The sequence below is a fragment of the Pseudonocardia sp. EC080619-01 genome (genome assembly GCF_001420995.1).
Lineage (GTDB): Bacteria > Actinomycetota > Actinomycetes > Mycobacteriales > Pseudonocardiaceae > Pseudonocardia.
This window is the reverse complement of sequence record NZ_CP012184.1, coordinates 2,289,048-2,304,232: the sequence shown is the minus strand read 5'-3', so window position 1 is coordinate 2,304,232 and position 15,185 is coordinate 2,289,048. Positions and strand designations below refer to the sequence as shown.

Genomic DNA, 15,185 nt, shown 5'->3' with positions numbered 1-15,185 from the left:
GGCCCCGTCCGGGCAGGGCAACCTGCGGAGCCGGCCCGACCGGCCGGCCCGTGCGCTCAGTCCTCGATGGAGATCGCGGCCTTCGGGCAGCCCCGCACCGCCTCCTCGACCTTCGGCCGGAGGGCCTCCGGCGGGTTCTCGTCGAGGATGTAGAGGTAGTCGTCGTCCCGCACCTCGAAGACCTCGGGGGCGGCACCCATGCACACCGCGTTGCTCTCGCAGCGGTCGAAATCCACGATGACCTTCATGGCGTCCATGGTGCCCCCGACGAGGCTCCGACGCACGACTAAGGACGCCCTGACCTGCGGTTATGCTGGCCTTGGTCGGTCAGGGAGAGCCCGTCCCGGCGGTGTCCGCGGGGAGCGGGAGCGGCAACGGTGCGGCTGCCGTCCGTGCCTGTTCCACCGGGCCCGCGGGCGGGGTGGTGTGCGGCAGGCCGAGCATCGCCGGGCCGGTGACCGCGCCGGCGCGCGCGGTGGCCGGGACCACCGTCCCGGTGTCCCGCGAGGTCGCCGCGCGTTCCGCGGGCGGTCCCAGCAGCGCCGCCAGGCCGAGCAGGACGGCGAGGGCCAGCGGCCCGACGATCGCCACCAGCCGGATGCGGGTCCCGTCCATGACGCACCTCCACGTCGGTCGACGACCGCGCGAGGGGGTACCCGGGGGAGCGGGTGCGGCCGTCGACCGGACGATCGACCGCCGGACGTCCGCCGTTACCGCTCGGGTCCGGACGGGTCAAGGTTGGTCCGCGTGGACCACCCGATAGGACCGCGCAATCGCCCCGGCCGGAGCACCCGGCCGGGGCCCGCGGGCGCCCGTCACTCCTTGCGGAGCACCGGGCGGAGGGTGTCGAGGACCGACGCGTCGTCGATGGTGGAGGGCACCGGCTCGTCGGCGCCGTCGGCGATCCCGCGCATGGTCTTGCGCAGGATCTTCCCGGAGCGGGTCTTGGGCAGGGCCGGGACGACGGCGACGTCCTTGAGCGAGGCGACCGCCCCGATCTGGTCGCGCACCATCTGGACGAGCTCGGCGCGCAGCTTCTCGTCGTAGCCCTCGGCGGTGCTGTCGACGCCGGACTTGAGCACCACGAACCCGCGCGGGATCTGGCCCTTCATCGTGTCGGCGACGCCGATCACCGCGCACTCGGCGACGTCGGGGTGCGAGGCGAGGACCTCCTCCATCCCGCCGGTGGACAGGCGGTGCCCGGCGACGTTGATGACGTCGTCGGTGCGGCCCATGACGAACACGTAGCCGTCGGAGTCGAGGTGGCCGCCGTCGCCGGTGAGGTAGTAGCCCTCGAACGCGGCCATGTAGGAGTTCACGTAGCGCTCGTCGTCGTTCCACAGGGTCGGGAACGCGCCCGGCGGCAGGGGCAGCTTCGCGACGATCGCGCCGTCGACACCGGGCTCGGCCGGCTTCCCGGTCTCGTCGAGGACCTGCACGTCCCAGCCCGGCATCGGGCGGGTCGGGGAGCCGGGCTTGATGTCGAGCAGCTCGATCCCGGCCGGGTTCGCCGCGATCGGCCAGCCCGTCTCGGTCTGCCACCAGTGGTCGATCACCGGGATGCCGAGCAGGTCGGCGGCCCACCGGTAGGTCTCCGGGTCGAGGCGCTCGCCGGCCAGGAACAGGTACTGCAGCGACGAGACGTCGTACTGCGCCACGAAGGCGCCCTCCGGGTCCTCCTTCTTGATCGCCCGGAACGCGGTCGGCGCGGTGAACACCGACTTCACCTTGTTCTCCTGCACGACCCGCCAGAACTGCCCGGCGTCGGGGGTACCGACCGGCTTGCCCTCGTAGAGCACGGTCGTGGCCCCGGCCAGCAGCGGCGCGTAGACGATGTAGGAGTGGCCGACGACCCAGCCCACGTCGGACGCGGTGAAGATCGTCTCGCCGGCGCCGACGTCGTAGATGTTGGGCATCGACCAGGCCAGGGCCGTCGCGTAGCCGCCGGAGTCGCGCACCACGCCCTTCGGCTTGCCGGTGGTGCCGGAGGTGTAGAGCACGTAGAGCGGGTCGGTGCTGCGCACCGGCACCGGATCCGCCGGGGTGGCCGTCGCCGCGGCCGCGGCCCAGTCGACGTCGATCGGGCCCATCGCCGCCACGGCCTGCTCGCGCTGCAGGATCACCGTCGCGTCGGGCTTGCGCTCGGCGAGCTCGATGGCCTTGTCGAGCAGCGGCTTGTACTCGATGACACGGCTGCCCTCGATGCCGCAGGACGCCGAGACGACGACCTTCGGCCCGGCGTCGTCGATCCGGACCGCGAGCTCCTTCGCGGCGAACCCGCCGAAGACGACCGAGTGGATCGCACCGAGCCGCGCGCAGGCCAGCATCGCGACCGCGGCCTCGGGCACCATCGGCATGTAGATCACGACCCGGTCGCCGCGCCCGACGCCCTGGTCGCGCAGCACACCGGCGAACGTGGCGACCTCGTCGCGCAGGTCGGAGTAGGTGTAGGACCGCTTCGTGCCGGTGACCGGCGAGTCGTGGACCAGCGCGGTCCGGTCACCGTTGCCGGCCTCGACATGCCGGTCCAGGGCGTTGTGACAGACGTTGAGCTCCCCGTCGGGGAACCAGCGGTAGAACGGCGGGTCCGACTCGTCGAGCGCGGTCGTGGGGGCCACGTCCCAGTCGAGCACCGACGCCGCGCGGAGCCAGAAGCCCTCACGGTCCTCGACGCTGGATCGGAAGATCTCCTCGTAACCGGCCACCGGCGCCTCCCTCGGTCCGGGCGGCCCGCACCGGCCGCCTCCGCATCGGGCACGACCCTAGGAGGTGTCCCCGACGGTTCGCAGCCTTCCGCACCCAGCGGGCGGGCGGGCCCAGCCGTAGGGACAGGCCGCTCGTCGATCTCGTCACGCCGGTCGTCGCAGAGTGAGCGGACGTATCCGTAACGTGATCGAGTGACGGATCGACACAGCGCGTGCGGGACCCGGCCGACCCACGGCCGGGCCGGACCCGGTGGAGGCGGTGCGCGTGCGGTCCACGCACGGAGGGTGGCGACACGGCGCGCGGTGGCGCCGCCCGGCGGTCGCCGCGGTCCTCGCGACGACGCTCGCCGCCGTCGCGGTCGCCGGCTGCGGGGGCGCGCTCCCGGCCGCGTCGGCGGGGGCCACCGGCTGTGGCCCCGCGTGGACGGCCGCCTGGCACGCCGCTCAGCAGGCGGTCCCGGGCGACCAGCTCGCGGGCCGGACGCTGCGCATGGTGGTGCGCCCGCAGACCTCCGGCGAGGCGGTCCGGCTGCGGCTGTCCAACCGGCACGGTGACGGCCCGCTGACGATCGGGGCCGTCACGCTCGCCCGAGCGGCGGGGGAGCCGCCGGTGCCGGTGCTCGTCGGCGGACGTCCGGACGCGCAGGTCCCCGCCGGTGCGGAGGTGCTCACCGATCCGCTGCCGGTGCCGGTGGTGGGCGGCGAGCCGGTCACGGTGGCGCTGTACCTCACCGCGGTCCCGGCGACGATCAGCTCGCACCCGGTCGCGATGAGCACGTCGTGGCTGTCCGGGCCGGGGGACCACACCCGTGCGACCGGGCAAGCGGGCTTCGGGACGACGCTGCGGTCGTGGCCGGTGCTCTCCGGGCTGGAGGTGCACGGGACCCGGCCGGACGGGGCGCTGCTCGTGATCGGCGACTCGCTCGTCGACGGCGTCGGCAGCACCCCCGACGGCGACGACCGCTTCCCCGACCAGCTCGCCGCGCGGCTGGCCGCCGAGCGCCCGATGACCGTCCTCAACGCCGGGCTGTCCCGCAACCAGCTGCTCCAGGACGACCCGCCGGCCGGCGGCGACGCGCCGTCGACCCGGTACGACGCCGACGTCGCCCCGGTGCCGGGGGTGCGCGACGTGCTGCTCCTGATCGGCACCAACGACCTCGCCGCCGGCGCCGACGCCGACGGGCTGCAGGAGGGTCTGCGGGAGTTCGCCGAGCGCACGCGGGAGTCGGGCCTGCGGGTGGTCCTCACCACGATCCCGCCGTCCACCAGCGGCGGCCGGGACGCCCCGGACGTCGTCGCCACGCGCGACGCGGTCAACGCCTGGATCCGTACGGAGGGCCCCCGCTGGGCCGACGGGGTGATCGACGCCGCGACCACGCTCGCCGACCCGGGCGACCCGCGCCGCCTCCGCGCGGAGTACGACTCCGGCGACGGACTGCACCCGTCACCGGCCGGGTACCGGGCGCTGGCGGCCTCGGTGCCGGTCGGCGCGCTGTCCGGGAGCCCGTGCCGGACCCCGGCATCCGGCTGACGGGTGCTGCACCGGGTGACCGCGTGGACGTGGTCCCGTCACCCGGGAAGGGGCATGCGGCGGGTACGCACGATGGGTAACGTCGTGGTCACGGCCACAACACGTGGTGGTACCGGCGGAACCGGCACCGCGGCGCGTCCCACGGTCGGGGAGCGTCGGGAACGGGTCCCCAGACGGCCTACCGGGAGGCCCCATGACGATCGGCGCAAGGCGCGGCACCGACGAGGAGACCGGATCCATCCCGGCGCCCCGGAGCGCGGCCGACGCGTTCAAGGTGTCCGACGACCAGGTGCAGAAGGCCCGCCTCGTCGTGGCGAAGAACTCGTCCGACTCCGGCGACCTCCGTGAGCTGCTCGACATGCTCGGGTTGATCTCCTCGAACCCGGAACAGCCGCCGCCCGTCGCGCGCTGATCGGGCGTCCCCGCGGGCGCACCCCGTCTGACCGGCCACGACACCGGAACGAGGGGGGTGCCTGCAGGGGTCTCGACGACGGTGTCGTATGGTTTTATCGCTCCCAACGGACAGCCGTTGAGGGAAGGACGAGCCCCGAGCTGGTCTGAGCCCCCATCGTCTAGCGGCCTAGGACTCCGCCCTTTCAAGGCGGCAGCGCGGGTTCGAATCCCGTTGGGGGTACGGCGGAAGCCATCGGATACGATGACTTCCGCAGCGCAAGGCCCAGTGGCGCAGTTGGTTAGCGCGTCGCCCTGTCACGGCGAAGGTCGCGGGTTCGAGTCCCGTCTGGGTCGCTCCACTCCCTCGGAGTTCTTCCGAGGGCCGGGGCCAGGTAGCTCAGTTGGTACGAGCGTCCGCCTGAAAAGCGGAAGGTCGGCGGTTCGACCCCGCCCCTGGCCACCTCTCCTCCCGCGAACTCGCGTCAGTGGTGTTCACTCCCACGGCCGAGGGTCTCCACCGGTGTCGCGCCCGGACGGCTCCACTGCGGAACGGGCCGGCTCGTCGGGCCCCAGGTGTCGTGGCCGTCCGCATCCGTCCGCCAGGACCAGCACGCCGTGCGCCCCTCGGGCCAGCCGTCCGGGGTGTCCTCCCACGCCTCGCCGCGGCCGTAGGGCGTCATGTCGAGCAGACCGAGCGAGCCGTTGACCCGCTCGTTGCCGCGGCCGGTCGTGGAGTAGGTGAGGAACGTGCGGTCGCCGTCGCGCAGGTAGCTGGTCAGGAAGCCCATGGCGCCGCCGACCGGCTCGTCCAGGCCCCGCACCGAGTACCAGGGCTGGGTGTAGCCCATGAACGCGACGAAGGTGGCCACCTCGTCGGCCCGGCCCGTGGTCAGGACCGCGTACGAGACGCCGCGGGCGTTCAGGTAGTCGGCGCCCTGCAGGTGCCAGGCCGTGGTGGTGCACCCCTCGCACTGCCCCTGCGACGGCGCGCCGTCCCACCACATGTGCTTGTAGACCACGAGCTCGTCGCGGCCCTGGAAGAGATCGAGGAACGGCACCGGGCCGTCGGGCCCGACGACCTCGACCGTCCCGTCGAACTCCACCATCGGCAGCCGGCGGCGGGCCGCGGCGATGGCGTCGCCCTCACGGGTGTGCGCCTTCTCGCGGACGAGCAGCTCGTCCCGTGCGGCCTGCCAGGTCGCCCGGTCGACGACGGGCGGGCGGCCGGGCGGTGTGGTCCTCGGTGTGGTGTTCGGTGTGGTCGTCATCGTGGGTCCTCCCGATCCGGTGACGCGGCATCGTCCCCACCGGTACTGACCTGCGCCCCGCCGAGAACTCATCGCGGCGGCGGCGCCTCGGACCGGGTTCGCACGGGATCGGATCGCTCGCACGGGATCCGACCCCGTGCGAACGACGCGATCCCGTGCGAAGCGGGCGGTGGGCCACTCGGGTGCGTGCCCGATCGGTCCGGGCGGTCCAGGATCGTCGGCATGAGCACGCAGCCGCACGACATCACCGTCCCCGGCCCGCCCCGGCTCGAGGAGGTCTCGGACGGGCTCTTCGCCTACGTCCAGCCGGACGGGACCTGGTGGATCAACAACGCCGGGCTCCTCGTCGGGCCGCAGGGCGCCGTCGTCGTCGACTCGTGCTCCACCGAGCGCCGCACCCGGGCCTTCGCGTCGGCGGTCGCCGGCGTCACCGACCTGCCGATCCGGACGCTGGTCAACACCCACCACCACGGCGACCACACCTGGGGCAACGCGGTGTTCCCGTCCGCGACGATCGTCGCCCACGAGCGCGCCCGCGAGGAGATGATCGCCTTCGGACCGCCCCGTGACCTGCCGTTCTGGGACCACCCCGACTGGGGTTCGCTGCCGCTCGACCCACCGTTCCTGACCTTCACCGACCGGATCACGCTGCACCTGGGGGACCTGCGGGCCGAGGTGCTGCACGTCGGGACGCCCGCGCACACCACGAACGACGTCGTCGTCCACGTGCCGGACCGTTCGCTGCTCTACTGCGGGGACCTCGTCTTCCACGGTGGCACGCCGTTCCTGCTGATGGGGTCGGTGACCGGGGCGATCGACGTCCTCGAGCACGTGCTGCTCCCGCTCGGCGCCGAGACGACGGTCCCCGGGCACGGACCCGTCTTCCACGGCGACGGCCCCGTCCACGACACCCTCGACTACCTGCGGTTCGTCGTGGACCTGGCCGAGGAGGCGCTCGACGCCGGCATCCCGCCGCTGGACGCCGCACTGGAGGCCGACCTGGGGCGCTTCGCGGAGTGGCCGGACGCCGAACGGATCGTCGGGAACCTGCACCGGGCGTGTGCCGAGCTCGACGGCACCGTCCGCGGCGCCCCGATCGACGTGATCACCGCGCTGGCCGAGATGGTCGAGTACAACGGCGGCCGCCCGCTCACCTGCCGGGCCTGAGCGCGCGGAACCGGCACGCGTCGCCGGCCGTTGATCGGCTGTGTTCCAGCGTGTCCAGCGGACCGTCGACGCCACCCTGCGTACGACGATGCAGATGCTCCCCGCCCGGTGGCGGATCGACCGCGGCTCCGCCCGGGTCGGCGCCACGGCCGTCCGGCCGCACCTCGGTACCGCGGCGCTCGGTGTGGCCGGTGTGCTCGCCCTGGCCGGACGACGGGTGCCCGCGACGGCGGCCGTCGCGGCAGGGCTGGTGGGCACGGCCCCCGCGGTGCGACGGCTGTCGCGCCGCCCGCCGTCGTCCGCGGCCGGTGGGCCCGTCGTCACCGTGCTCGTCGCGAACGTGCTGCTCGGGCGCGCCGACCGCACCGCACTCGCCGCCCTGATCGCCGCCGAACGGCCCGACCTCGCGGTGCTTCCCGAGGCCGGTGCCGGCTACCGCGACGCGCTGCTCCCGCTGCTGGACGGTTACCGCGGCTGGTCGTCGGTCCCGCCAGGGGTGCCCGAGGGCCGGGGCACGGTCGTCCTCGCCGCGCCGCGCGCCGGGGACGTCGAGGTCCGCCCGGGGGAGGGCATGCGGTTGCCGCACCTCGAGGTCAGCGGCGGGCTGCTCGGGCCCCGCACGCTGTACGCGGTGCACACCTCCGCGCCGACCGACCCGCGCCGGCTGGCGTCCTGGCGCGACGAGCTCGCGCTGATCGGGAGCTGGACCCGGGCGCGGCCCGCACCGATCGTCGCCGGGGATCTCAACGCGGTGCTCGACCACCGGCGGCTGCGCGTCGCACTCGGCGGCTGCCGGGACGTCGCCGAGGGGACCGGGCACGGCGCGGCGGGGACGTTCCCGTCGTCGTGGCCGCGGTGGGCGGGCATCCGGATCGACCACGTCCTGGTGCCGCGCCGCAGCAGCACCCTCCGGTACGTGGTGCGCGAGCTGCCGGGCAGCGACCACCGCGCCGTGCTCGTGCGGGTCGCGCTGCCCGGTCAGGCGCCGGACGGGTACTGACGCCGGGAGTGGTTCTCCTGCGCGATCCGGCGCAGTGCGGCGAGCAGGGCGTCGCCCAGGACCGTCCCGACCAGCGCCGTCTCCGCCACCTCCTCGCGGCTCCCGCTGTGGGCGACGGCCTCCAGGTCGCCCGCGGCCGCCAGGTCCGCAGCCTCCGCCCACAGCTGCAGGGTCCGTGTGCCGGGGGCGTGGCCGAGCTCGTGCATCCGGGCCAGGACGCTGCGTGCCCCGGCCAGTGCGGGGGCCTGCTCCGACAGCGTCCAGCCGGCGTGCGCGGCGACCGCCCGGAGGTCGGAGTCGGCGTGCTCGGCCCAGGGGCCGCCGTCGTCGTCGGGGCCGGTTCCGGTGACGGCGTACACGGTGCGCCCGAGCATCTGGTGCAGACCGGTGTCCGGGTCGTCGACGGCGACCAGCACGTCCTTCACGACGGCGATCGGCAGGCCGCCGACCTCCACCAGGGCCCGGACCAGGCGCAGCCGGCTCAGATGGGTGTCGTCGTAGCGGGCCTGGTTCGGCGAGGTCGGCTCGCCGCGGTGCAGCAGCCCCTCGCGCAGGTAGTACTTGATCGTCGCCACCGGGACGCCCGATGAGCGGGACAACTCCGAGACGCGCACGTGGAGAGACTAGCTATCCGCTCCACGGACGTGATCGACGAGGCCCGCGGCTGCGGCGTCACCCGCGGTGAGCCACCGCTCCCGCGCGTCGCCCGGCAGCGAACCCCCGCAGTACCGCTCGGTCAGCGCGTCGATCTCGGCGCGCCGCCGGGCCAGATGGTCCGCACGGACCCGGACGTCACCGGGGTGCGCCCCGCGGACCGGGGCCTGCCCGGTGTCCTCCGGGTCCGGGATGCGGAACGACGCGTGCGGAAGCGCGAACCGCTTCCCCGGGGTGCCGGCCGCGACGAGGAACGGAGCCGGACCGGCCAGCGACCCGTTCGCGACGGTGACCACGTCGACGCCGAGTGCCCGGATGGTGTCGTGCACCGCCGCAGCGGCGACCGGTGAGCCGCCGGGGGAGAGGACCTGCAAGGTCACGTCCCGGCGCGGGTCCTCCGCGGCGAGCAGGAGCAGTCGGCCGCAGGTCTCGGCGGCGACGTCGTCGTCGAGCTCGCGGGACAGCAGCACGATCCGCTCGCCGAGGAGCCGGTCGGCGAGGTCGGACGTGGTCGGCAGGACGGGCATCGGGGGCCTCCGTTCTCGGTGTTCCGACCCCGACGTTAGGTCGCCCCCGCGCCCGTGACCTGCGATTCCGCCCTGGGCTGACGATGTTCGCCCGCGGCGAGCGGGGAACCGGTCAGACCACCTTGGGCTCCCACAGCTCCGGCTTGTCGGCCAGCTTCACCGGCAGCCCGAAGTAGGCGAACAGGTCCTTGTTCAGGAAGATGCTGAGCCCGGTGACCCGGCCGTCCTCGATGCGCAGTGCCTGGATGCCCCACGCCTCGAACTCGCCGTCCGGCCCGGACGGCTTCCACTGGGCGAACCCGACCGTGCCGTTGATCTCGACCGGGGCGACCCGCGAGCCGCGGCAGCCCTGGCCCGGGCCGGTCGCCATCCACGCGATGACGTCCTCCCGGCCGCGGAACCACAGCTCCAGCGGGGGCATGTTCTGCTCGACGTCTTCGTGCAGCAGCGCGGTCAGCGCCTCCATGTCGAACGCCTCGAACGCGGCCATGTACCGCATCAGCAGCTCGGTCTGCGCCGGGTCCGTGACCGGGCTCGTACCGGGGGCGGCCTCCGAGACACCCTGCTCGGAGAGGGTGGCCCTGGCCCGCTGCAGCGCGCTGTTCACCGAGGCCACCGTCGTGCCGAGCAGCTCGGCGACCTCGGCGGCCTTCCAGCACAGCACCTCGCGCAGGATCAGCACCGCGCGCTGGCGGGCCGGCAGGTGCTGCAGGGCGGCGATGAAGGCCAGCCGGATGGTCTCCTTGGCGACGGCCTTCTCCGCCGGGTCGCCCGCGGGGGTCGAGACCCGGGCGTCGGGCATCGGTTCGAGCCAGTCGGCGTCGGGCAACGGCTCGCGCAGCGACTCCGCGACCGGTGCGCCGGGTGCGCCGAGGTCCATCGGCACGGCGCGGCGCTTGCGGCCGTTCAGCGCGTCGATGCAGACGTTCGTGGCGATCCGGTAGAGCCAGGACCGCAGCGAGGACCGGCCGTCGAACTTCGCCAGGCCCTTCCACGCACGGACCATCGTGTCCTGGACCGCGTCCTCCGCCTCGAACGCTGATCCGAGCATCCGGTAGCAGTACCCGGTGAGCTCGCGCCGGTAGTCCTCGATCTGCAGGTCGAGCGGCCGGTCGTCGGCCTGGTCGAGGCCGCCTCCGGCCCGGGTGGGTGCGCTCATGCCGTTCCCCCTCGCGACGTCCCCGTCTCCGGTGACCCGGGGCGATCCCGGTCCGTCTGTGCGCGAGTGTGCCGTGACCCACCGACAATGTGGAGAGCTTTCCGGTGAGCGGGGCCTCCTCCGACGGAGGCGGACCCGCACGGGCGGGCGACATGGAATGATCGGGGGATCGGCGCCCGCACGGCCTCCCGGGCGCGTCCGAACGACCTGAGCGGGGCCCGGAGGACTCGGGGAACGCGGCGATGTCGGCGACGGCCGAGAACGGCACAGACCATCCCGGTGGCACGTCCGGCCTGCGCCGGGCAGGCCGGCGTCCCGTGACGTCCCGGTACGAGATCGAGCACATCGCGCTGGAGATGTTCAGCGAGCAGGGCTTCGACCACACGACCGTCGACGACGTCGCCCACGCCGCCGGCATCGGCCGTCGCACGTTCTTCCGGTACTACGCGTCCAAGAACGACGTCGCCTGGGGAGCCTTCGACGAGCAGCTCGTCCGGATGCGGGCGGTGCTCGCCGCGCAGTCACCGGACCTGCCCGTGCTGGAGGGCATCCGCCGGGCGGTGCTCGAGTTCAACCACGTGGACCCCGACGAGCAGCCGTGGCACCGCAGGCGGCTGCGGCTGATCCTGGAGACACCTGCCCTGCAGGCGCACTCCACGCTCCGCTACGCGGCCTGGCGGCAGGTCGTCGCCGACCACGTCGCCGAGCGACGGGGGGAGCCGTCGTCCGGCCTGGTGCCGCAGAGCCTCGGGCACGCCTGCCTGGGCGTCTGCCTCGCCGCCTACGAGCACTGGCTGGCCGACGACGGCGCCGAGCTCGCCGATCTCCTCGACGACGTGTTCGGCTCCCTCACCCAGGGCTGGGCGGCCGACCTGGGGTGACGCCGCCCCGGTGCGCGGCGGGACACGGACGGCGGACGCGGCGCGACGGCGCCCCGCGGGTGCGGGACGCCGTCGGCGCGGTGGAGCCCGTCGCGGTCAGCGCGGGCTGCCGAACAGCCGCTCCCACAGGCTGGGCTTCGACGGGGAGGTCTCGGCCGGCTCCGTCGCCGCGGCGGTGTCGGTACCCGGGGTGGCCGGAGCCTCCTGGGCCGCGCCCGCGGGGACCTCCGGTGCCGCCGGGGCACCCGGGACGGCCGGGGCCTGCGGCGCGCCCGGGACCGCCGGAGCCTGCGGGACGGCAGGTGCGGCCGGCACGGCAGGCGCGGCGGGCACTGCCGGTGCGGCGGGGACCTGCGGGGCGGCCGGTGCGCCCGGGACCTGCGGGACCGCGGGAGCGCCCGGGACGGCGGGGGCCTGCGGTGCGGCCGGCACCGCGGGGACCTGCGGGTCGGCCGGGACGGCGGGGGCGGCCGGAGCACCGGGCACGGCGGGCGTCTGCGGAGCGCCGGGCACGGCCGGTGCGGACGGCGGCTCGTCGGCCACCTGCTGGACGACGTCGGCCGGGGACTCCTGGGCCGCCACCACTGCCGGTGCGGCGGCCCCCGGGACGGCCGGGGTCGCGGGGACGGCCGGGGCCGCGGGGACGGCCGGGGCCGCGGGGACTGCGGGAGCAGCCGGGACCGCGGGGGCGGCCGGAACAGCGGGGCTGCCGGGGACGCCCGGAGCCTGCGCCACACCCGGTGCCGCGGGAGCCTGCGGCAGCTCCGGCGCCGTGACCTGCGGAGCACCGGGCACCGCCGGCGCCGGCGGGACCGCCGGGGCGGCAGGGGCCTGCGGGACCGCCGGTGCGCCGGGCACCGCGGGTGCTCCCGGCACGGGGACGTCGGCCGGGACGCCCGCCTGCGGCACGGCGGGGACCGCACCGGGTACCGCCGGTGCTGCGGCGTCGACGGTGTCGAGGTCGGCCGGGTCGGCGGGGTCGTCGACGGACGAGCCCCCGAAGAGGGTGTCGAACAGCCGGTCCAGCGGGCCGTCGTTCGAGCTCTGCGGGGCGGCCGGCTGGGCGGGGGCCGAGAGCGAGGCCGGTGCTGCGGGGACGCGGACGGGCTCGGCAGCGCCGGCCACGCCGGCACCGCAGACACCCAGGGTGCCGATCATGAGGGTGAGGGCGACGGAAGTGGTGACTCGGGATCGCACGTTCTCTCCAGTGGGCGCTGCTGCTGCACGGTGACTGACGGCGCAGAGCTTGCGGTGACCAGGCGTGTTCCACCAGTGACCCGATAGTGGCCACACCCGTCACGTCCGTCCCGTCGGTCACAGAGCGACCGTTGCGAGCGGTGACGAGCCCGGAACGGGGGACCCCGTTCGGGGGGCTGGAGGGGTCGTCGGCGGGGCCGGACGCCGTCCGTCACCCGTCCGGGGCCTTTGAGCGCCGAGTGCTCACCCGTCGGCATGGAAAGGGCCCCGCATTCACTCGTCGGGGGACGTGGTGACCGGCCGTGCCCGTTTTCGGGGCCTCGTCTCACTGTCCGTGAAAGGCCGTGGTGCGGGTGGGATGTCAGGGGAGCGGGGGAGTCGTGTGATCGGGAAACGTCGGGTGGGGTCCGTCGCGACGCGGAGAGTGGTAGCGTCCGCGCTGGTTGCAGTCGTTCTTCTCCCGATCGCCGTGAAGCGTCCGTGTGGAAGTTGTGACGGTGGGCTTCGCCGGTGATGCGGATGTGTCATCCGACGATGCCCGCGCGACCTCCGGTGCCTCGCAGTGAGGCCCGGAACCGCTCCATCTGAGAAGGACACAGTTATGCCGCAGGGCACCGTCAAGTGGTTCAACGCCGAGAAGGGCTTCGGCTTCATCGCCACCGACGACGAGGGACCGGACGTTTTCGTCCACTACTCCGCGATCGAGTCCAACGGGTTCCGTACCCTGGAGGAGAACCAGCGGGTCGACTTCCAGTCCAGCCAGGGTAAGAAGGGCCCGCAGGCCGACACGGTCCGCGTGATCTGACTTCCCGCGGGGTACGACCCCGCGTGTGCCGACGGCGCCGGCGCTCCTCCGTGGAGCACCGGCGCCGTCCGCGTCTCCGGGGTCTCCGGCCGCCGTCCCCGGTGGACGGTCAGCCGAACGCCGCGCGCACGCCCTCGCGCGTGCGCAGGACCGCGACCGTCACGACCGCGAGCGCGCCGAGCACCGCGACGACCGTGACGACGGCGACCGACGCGGCCGCCACCCAGACCAGCGCCCACACCACCGTCGCCGCGTACGGCACCGCCGCCGTGGTCAGCCGCGTCGCGTACCCGAACGCGGCCGCCGCCACGAGGAGCAGCGCCGCCGCCGGGACCGGGCCGAGTGCGGCACCCCAGTAGGTCAGCGTCACGGAGAGCCCCGCGACGGTGGCCGCCGAGACCCAGCCCGCGTAGAACGCCCACGGCCCGTGCACGAGCAGCCGGTCGACCACTCCGTCCGCGGGGACCGCGGTGAGCCGCCGCAGTGCGACGGCGAGTACGACCAGTAGTGCGACGATCATCAGCTGCGCCAGGCCGAGGAGCTCCTGGGAGAAGACGACGATCCAGCCCGCGTTGAGCACGGCCGTCGCGACGAACAGCCACCCGGTGGCGCGGTGCACCGGCCGCGACCGCTGTCCCGGGAGTGACTGGTGGACGGCGAACAGCAGCAGGGCCAGGTAGATCACCGGCCAGACGGAGAAGGCGATCGTCGCCGGCGTCAGCAGGGACGGGTAGCGGTCCGACAGGACCCGCTGCGACTCCCCGAAGAACCCGCTGCCACCCAGCGAGCCCGCCACCGTCTGCAGCACCGCCGCTCCCAGCACCGCCCACGTCCGCACCGTGTCGGCGCGGGTCGCCGTGCCGGTGCCCCCGATCGTCGTCATGTCGGTCTCCTCCTGATCGCCCGATATTCCTCTCGATCGTAAAGACAGTTGACTGACGAGGCATGTCGAGCGGTGCGACGACCGGTGTGGCACCCGGAGCGTCGGGGGTTGCCACCGGTCGTCGGCCCGCTCCGCCCGGTCACCTGCCGCTCACCGGCGGTCGCGACGGCGTGCGGTCGGTCGTTCCCGCTCGTCTCGCGGGTCCGCGCCCTCGCCGCGAACCGGTCGCGGAGGCGTGCCCGGAGCCTGCATCCTGGTGTTGCACTTCACAGAGGACACCACGGCGGTGTCCGTCACACGGAAGGAAGTGGATCCCTGATGTCCTGGTGGGACAGCTACCGAGCCGTCTACGGCGCGGAGCTGCGCGCAGCGGCACACGAGTACGCCGACCACGGCTGGCCCCTCGTTCCGGGCCTCGGCTCCGACGTACTCCTGGTCACCGGCGACGTGCTCGACGTCGTCGAGGTCCCGGCGGCGATAGGCCGCGTGGTGTGCCGGACGCTCCGGGAGGCCGGTGAGGTCGTCCCGGTGGCCGCGACCCCCGAGGGCACATGGTGGTTCCCCATGAGTCCGCGGCACGCGCTGCCCGCAGAGCTCAGCCTGCACACCGACGTCGTGCTGCACACCGACGGCATCGGCGTCGTCGCACCGCCGACCGAGCGCCCCGACGGCTGGGTGCAGTGGCGCGTCGCGCCGGCCCGCGTCGGGTACCGCGTGCCCGAGGCCTCGGTCGTCGTCGACGCGGTCGCGGACGCCGTCCGGCAGCGCGCCGCGGCGTCGTCGACCGCAGCGATCGGCCAGGACGAGGTCGGCGTGCTGCAGCGCTGATCCCGACCCGCGCGGCCCGGCCCGGACATCGGCCCGGCCCGCGCGTCCGGCGCACCGCCGGCCCGGAGTCGTCCCGATGTCACCCGTCCCTCGCGGCGGGTGCCGGGACCGGCCCGGCGGCGCGCACCGGTAGCGGCGCCCGAGGGGGCACTTCTCCCTCGCCGGGCGGGCTCGCCTCGCGACCCCG

16 protein-coding genes and 3 tRNA genes are annotated in these 15,185 nt (G+C 74.5%); 10 read left to right on the top strand and 9 right to left on the bottom strand.

The features are described 5' to 3' along the window. Window positions 1-56 precede the first annotated feature (56 nt). The 3 genes from AD017_RS10765 to AD017_RS10755 all read right to left on the bottom strand — a co-directional run bounded on the left by AD017_RS10765 (window position 57) and on the right by AD017_RS10755 (window position 2,705). A complete protein-coding gene (locus AD017_RS10765; protein WP_010236740.1) occupies window positions 57-248 on the bottom strand; it encodes a ferredoxin in 192 nt (63 codons plus the stop codon). A gap of 79 nt (window positions 249-327) precedes the next feature. Further along, window positions 328-615, bottom strand: a complete 288-nt coding sequence (locus AD017_RS10760; protein ID WP_060574125.1) for a hypothetical protein — start codon at window positions 613-615, stop codon at window positions 328-330. Window positions 616-815: 200 nt separating this feature from the next. Further along, window positions 816-2,705 carry a propionyl-CoA synthetase gene (locus AD017_RS10755; RefSeq protein ID WP_060574124.1) on the bottom strand — a complete coding sequence of 630 codons (1,890 nt, stop codon included), beginning with the start codon at window positions 2,703-2,705 and terminating at the stop codon, window positions 816-818. A 265-nt stretch (window positions 2,706-2,970) separates the two neighbouring features. Here AD017_RS10755 and AD017_RS10750 point away from each other — a divergent pair, with 265 nt between their 5' ends. The 5 genes from AD017_RS10750 (at window position 2,971) to AD017_RS10730 (ending at window position 5,089) form a co-directional block, all read left to right on the top strand. Continuing rightward, the gene (locus AD017_RS10750; protein WP_145982722.1) at window positions 2,971-4,236 is read left to right on the top strand and encodes a GDSL-type esterase/lipase family protein; all 1,266 of its coding nucleotides are present in this window, start codon (window positions 2,971-2,973) and stop codon (window positions 4,234-4,236) included. Between the two features lie 193 nt (window positions 4,237-4,429). Then, window positions 4,430-4,648: a hypothetical protein gene (locus AD017_RS10745; protein WP_010243745.1), complete on the top strand. Its 219-nt coding sequence runs from the start codon at window positions 4,430-4,432 to the stop codon at window positions 4,646-4,648. Between the two features lie 149 nt (window positions 4,649-4,797). After that, window positions 4,798-4,870, top strand: a tRNA-Glu gene (locus AD017_RS10740). Between the two features lie 39 nt (window positions 4,871-4,909). Further along, a tRNA-Asp gene (locus AD017_RS10735) sits at window positions 4,910-4,983 on the top strand. A 32-nt stretch (window positions 4,984-5,015) separates the two neighbouring features. Next, window positions 5,016-5,089: transfer RNA gene (locus AD017_RS10730), tRNA-Phe, on the top strand. A 22-nt stretch (window positions 5,090-5,111) separates the two neighbouring features. On the opposite strand, the gene AD017_RS10725 is transcribed toward AD017_RS10730, so the two are convergent. Next, window positions 5,112-5,897 carry a DUF899 family protein gene (locus AD017_RS10725; protein WP_060574122.1) on the bottom strand — a complete coding sequence of 262 codons (786 nt, stop codon included), beginning with the start codon at window positions 5,895-5,897 and terminating at the stop codon, window positions 5,112-5,114. A gap of 222 nt (window positions 5,898-6,119) precedes the next feature. Here AD017_RS10725 and AD017_RS10720 point away from each other — a divergent pair, with 222 nt between their 5' ends. Both AD017_RS10720 and AD017_RS10715 read left to right on the top strand, forming a co-directional pair. Then, window positions 6,120-7,064: an MBL fold metallo-hydrolase gene (locus AD017_RS10720; protein WP_060574121.1), complete on the top strand. Its 945-nt coding sequence runs from the start codon at window positions 6,120-6,122 to the stop codon at window positions 7,062-7,064. 40 nt (window positions 7,065-7,104) lie between these two features. Next, complete coding sequence (locus AD017_RS10715) at window positions 7,105-8,064, top strand: endonuclease/exonuclease/phosphatase family protein (protein WP_060574120.1); 960 nt, start codon at window positions 7,105-7,107, stop codon at window positions 8,062-8,064. Here the strand turns inward: AD017_RS10715 and AD017_RS10710 are convergent. The 3 genes from AD017_RS10710 to AD017_RS10700 all read right to left on the bottom strand — a co-directional run bounded on the left by AD017_RS10710 (window position 8,043) and on the right by AD017_RS10700 (window position 10,404). Beyond that, window positions 8,043-8,678 (bottom strand): MerR family transcriptional regulator, encoded by a 636-nt coding sequence (locus tag AD017_RS10710; RefSeq protein WP_029239523.1) that lies wholly within the window; start codon window positions 8,676-8,678, stop codon window positions 8,043-8,045. The two genes, AD017_RS10715 and AD017_RS10710, sit on opposite strands and share 22 nt — an antisense overlap. Window positions 8,679-8,687: 9 nt before the next feature. After that, the gene (locus AD017_RS10705; RefSeq protein WP_010229852.1) at window positions 8,688-9,245 is read right to left on the bottom strand and encodes an ATP-dependent Clp protease proteolytic subunit; all 558 of its coding nucleotides are present in this window, start codon (window positions 9,243-9,245) and stop codon (window positions 8,688-8,690) included. 112 nt (window positions 9,246-9,357) lie between these two features. Further along, on the bottom strand, window positions 9,358-10,404 hold the full coding sequence (locus AD017_RS10700) for a sigma-70 family RNA polymerase sigma factor (RefSeq protein WP_010229849.1): 1,047 nt from the start codon (window positions 10,402-10,404) through the stop codon (window positions 9,358-9,360). 242 nt (window positions 10,405-10,646) lie between these two features. On the opposite strand from AD017_RS10700, the gene mftR reads away from it, so the two are divergent. Continuing rightward, on the top strand, window positions 10,647-11,285 hold the full coding sequence (mftR, locus tag AD017_RS10695) for a mycofactocin system transcriptional regulator (protein ID WP_010229847.1): 639 nt from the start codon (window positions 10,647-10,649) through the stop codon (window positions 11,283-11,285). A gap of 96 nt (window positions 11,286-11,381) precedes the next feature. Here mftR and AD017_RS36180 read toward each other — a convergent pair whose 3' ends face one another. Continuing rightward, entirely contained in the window at window positions 11,382-12,443 is a 1,062-nt protein-coding gene (locus AD017_RS36180) for a hypothetical protein (RefSeq protein WP_060574119.1), read from the bottom strand. A 640-nt stretch (window positions 12,444-13,083) separates the two neighbouring features. Between AD017_RS36180 and AD017_RS10685 the strand changes: the two genes are divergently transcribed. After that, a complete protein-coding gene (locus AD017_RS10685; protein WP_060574118.1) occupies window positions 13,084-13,287 on the top strand; it encodes a cold-shock protein in 204 nt (67 codons plus the stop codon). A 109-nt stretch (window positions 13,288-13,396) separates the two neighbouring features. On the opposite strand, the gene AD017_RS37005 is transcribed toward AD017_RS10685, so the two are convergent. Further along, window positions 13,397-14,170 carry a tryptophan-rich sensory protein gene (locus tag AD017_RS37005; RefSeq protein ID WP_010243757.1) on the bottom strand — a complete coding sequence of 258 codons (774 nt, stop codon included), beginning with the start codon at window positions 14,168-14,170 and terminating at the stop codon, window positions 13,397-13,399. A gap of 318 nt (window positions 14,171-14,488) precedes the next feature. Between AD017_RS37005 and AD017_RS10675 the strand changes: the two genes are divergently transcribed. Next, window positions 14,489-14,998 carry a hypothetical protein gene (locus AD017_RS10675; protein WP_060574117.1) on the top strand — a complete coding sequence of 170 codons (510 nt, stop codon included), beginning with the start codon at window positions 14,489-14,491 and terminating at the stop codon, window positions 14,996-14,998. Window positions 14,999-15,185: the final 187 nt, after the last annotated feature.

Coding starts and splice junctions, on each gene's coding strand:
- AD017_RS10765 (WP_010236740.1), bottom strand. CDS start 248: ATGAAGGTCATCGTGGATTTCGACCGCTGCGAGAGCAACGCGGTGTGC.
- AD017_RS10760 (WP_060574125.1), bottom strand. CDS start 615: ATGGACGGGACCCGCATCCGGCTGGTGGCGATCGTCGGGCCGCTGGCC.
- AD017_RS10745 (WP_010243745.1), top strand. CDS start 4,430: ATGACGATCGGCGCAAGGCGCGGCACCGACGAGGAGACCGGATCCATC.
- AD017_RS10725 (WP_060574122.1), bottom strand. CDS start 5,897: ATGACGACCACACCGAACACCACACCGAGGACCACACCGCCCGGCCGC.
- AD017_RS10720 (WP_060574121.1), top strand. CDS start 6,120: ATGAGCACGCAGCCGCACGACATCACCGTCCCCGGCCCGCCCCGGCTC.
- AD017_RS10705 (WP_010229852.1), bottom strand. CDS start 9,245: ATGCCCGTCCTGCCGACCACGTCCGACCTCGCCGACCGGCTCCTCGGC.
- AD017_RS10700 (WP_010229849.1), bottom strand. CDS start 10,404: ATGAGCGCACCCACCCGGGCCGGAGGCGGCCTCGACCAGGCCGACGAC.
- mftR (WP_010229847.1), top strand. CDS start 10,647: ATGTCGGCGACGGCCGAGAACGGCACAGACCATCCCGGTGGCACGTCC.
- AD017_RS36180 (WP_060574119.1), bottom strand. CDS start 12,443: ATGATCGGCACCCTGGGTGTCTGCGGTGCCGGCGTGGCCGGCGCTGCC.
- AD017_RS10685 (WP_060574118.1), top strand. CDS start 13,084: ATGCCGCAGGGCACCGTCAAGTGGTTCAACGCCGAGAAGGGCTTCGGC.
- AD017_RS37005 (WP_010243757.1), bottom strand. CDS start 14,170: ATGACGACGATCGGGGGCACCGGCACGGCGACCCGCGCCGACACGGTG.
- AD017_RS10675 (WP_060574117.1), top strand. CDS start 14,489: ATGTCCTGGTGGGACAGCTACCGAGCCGTCTACGGCGCGGAGCTGCGC.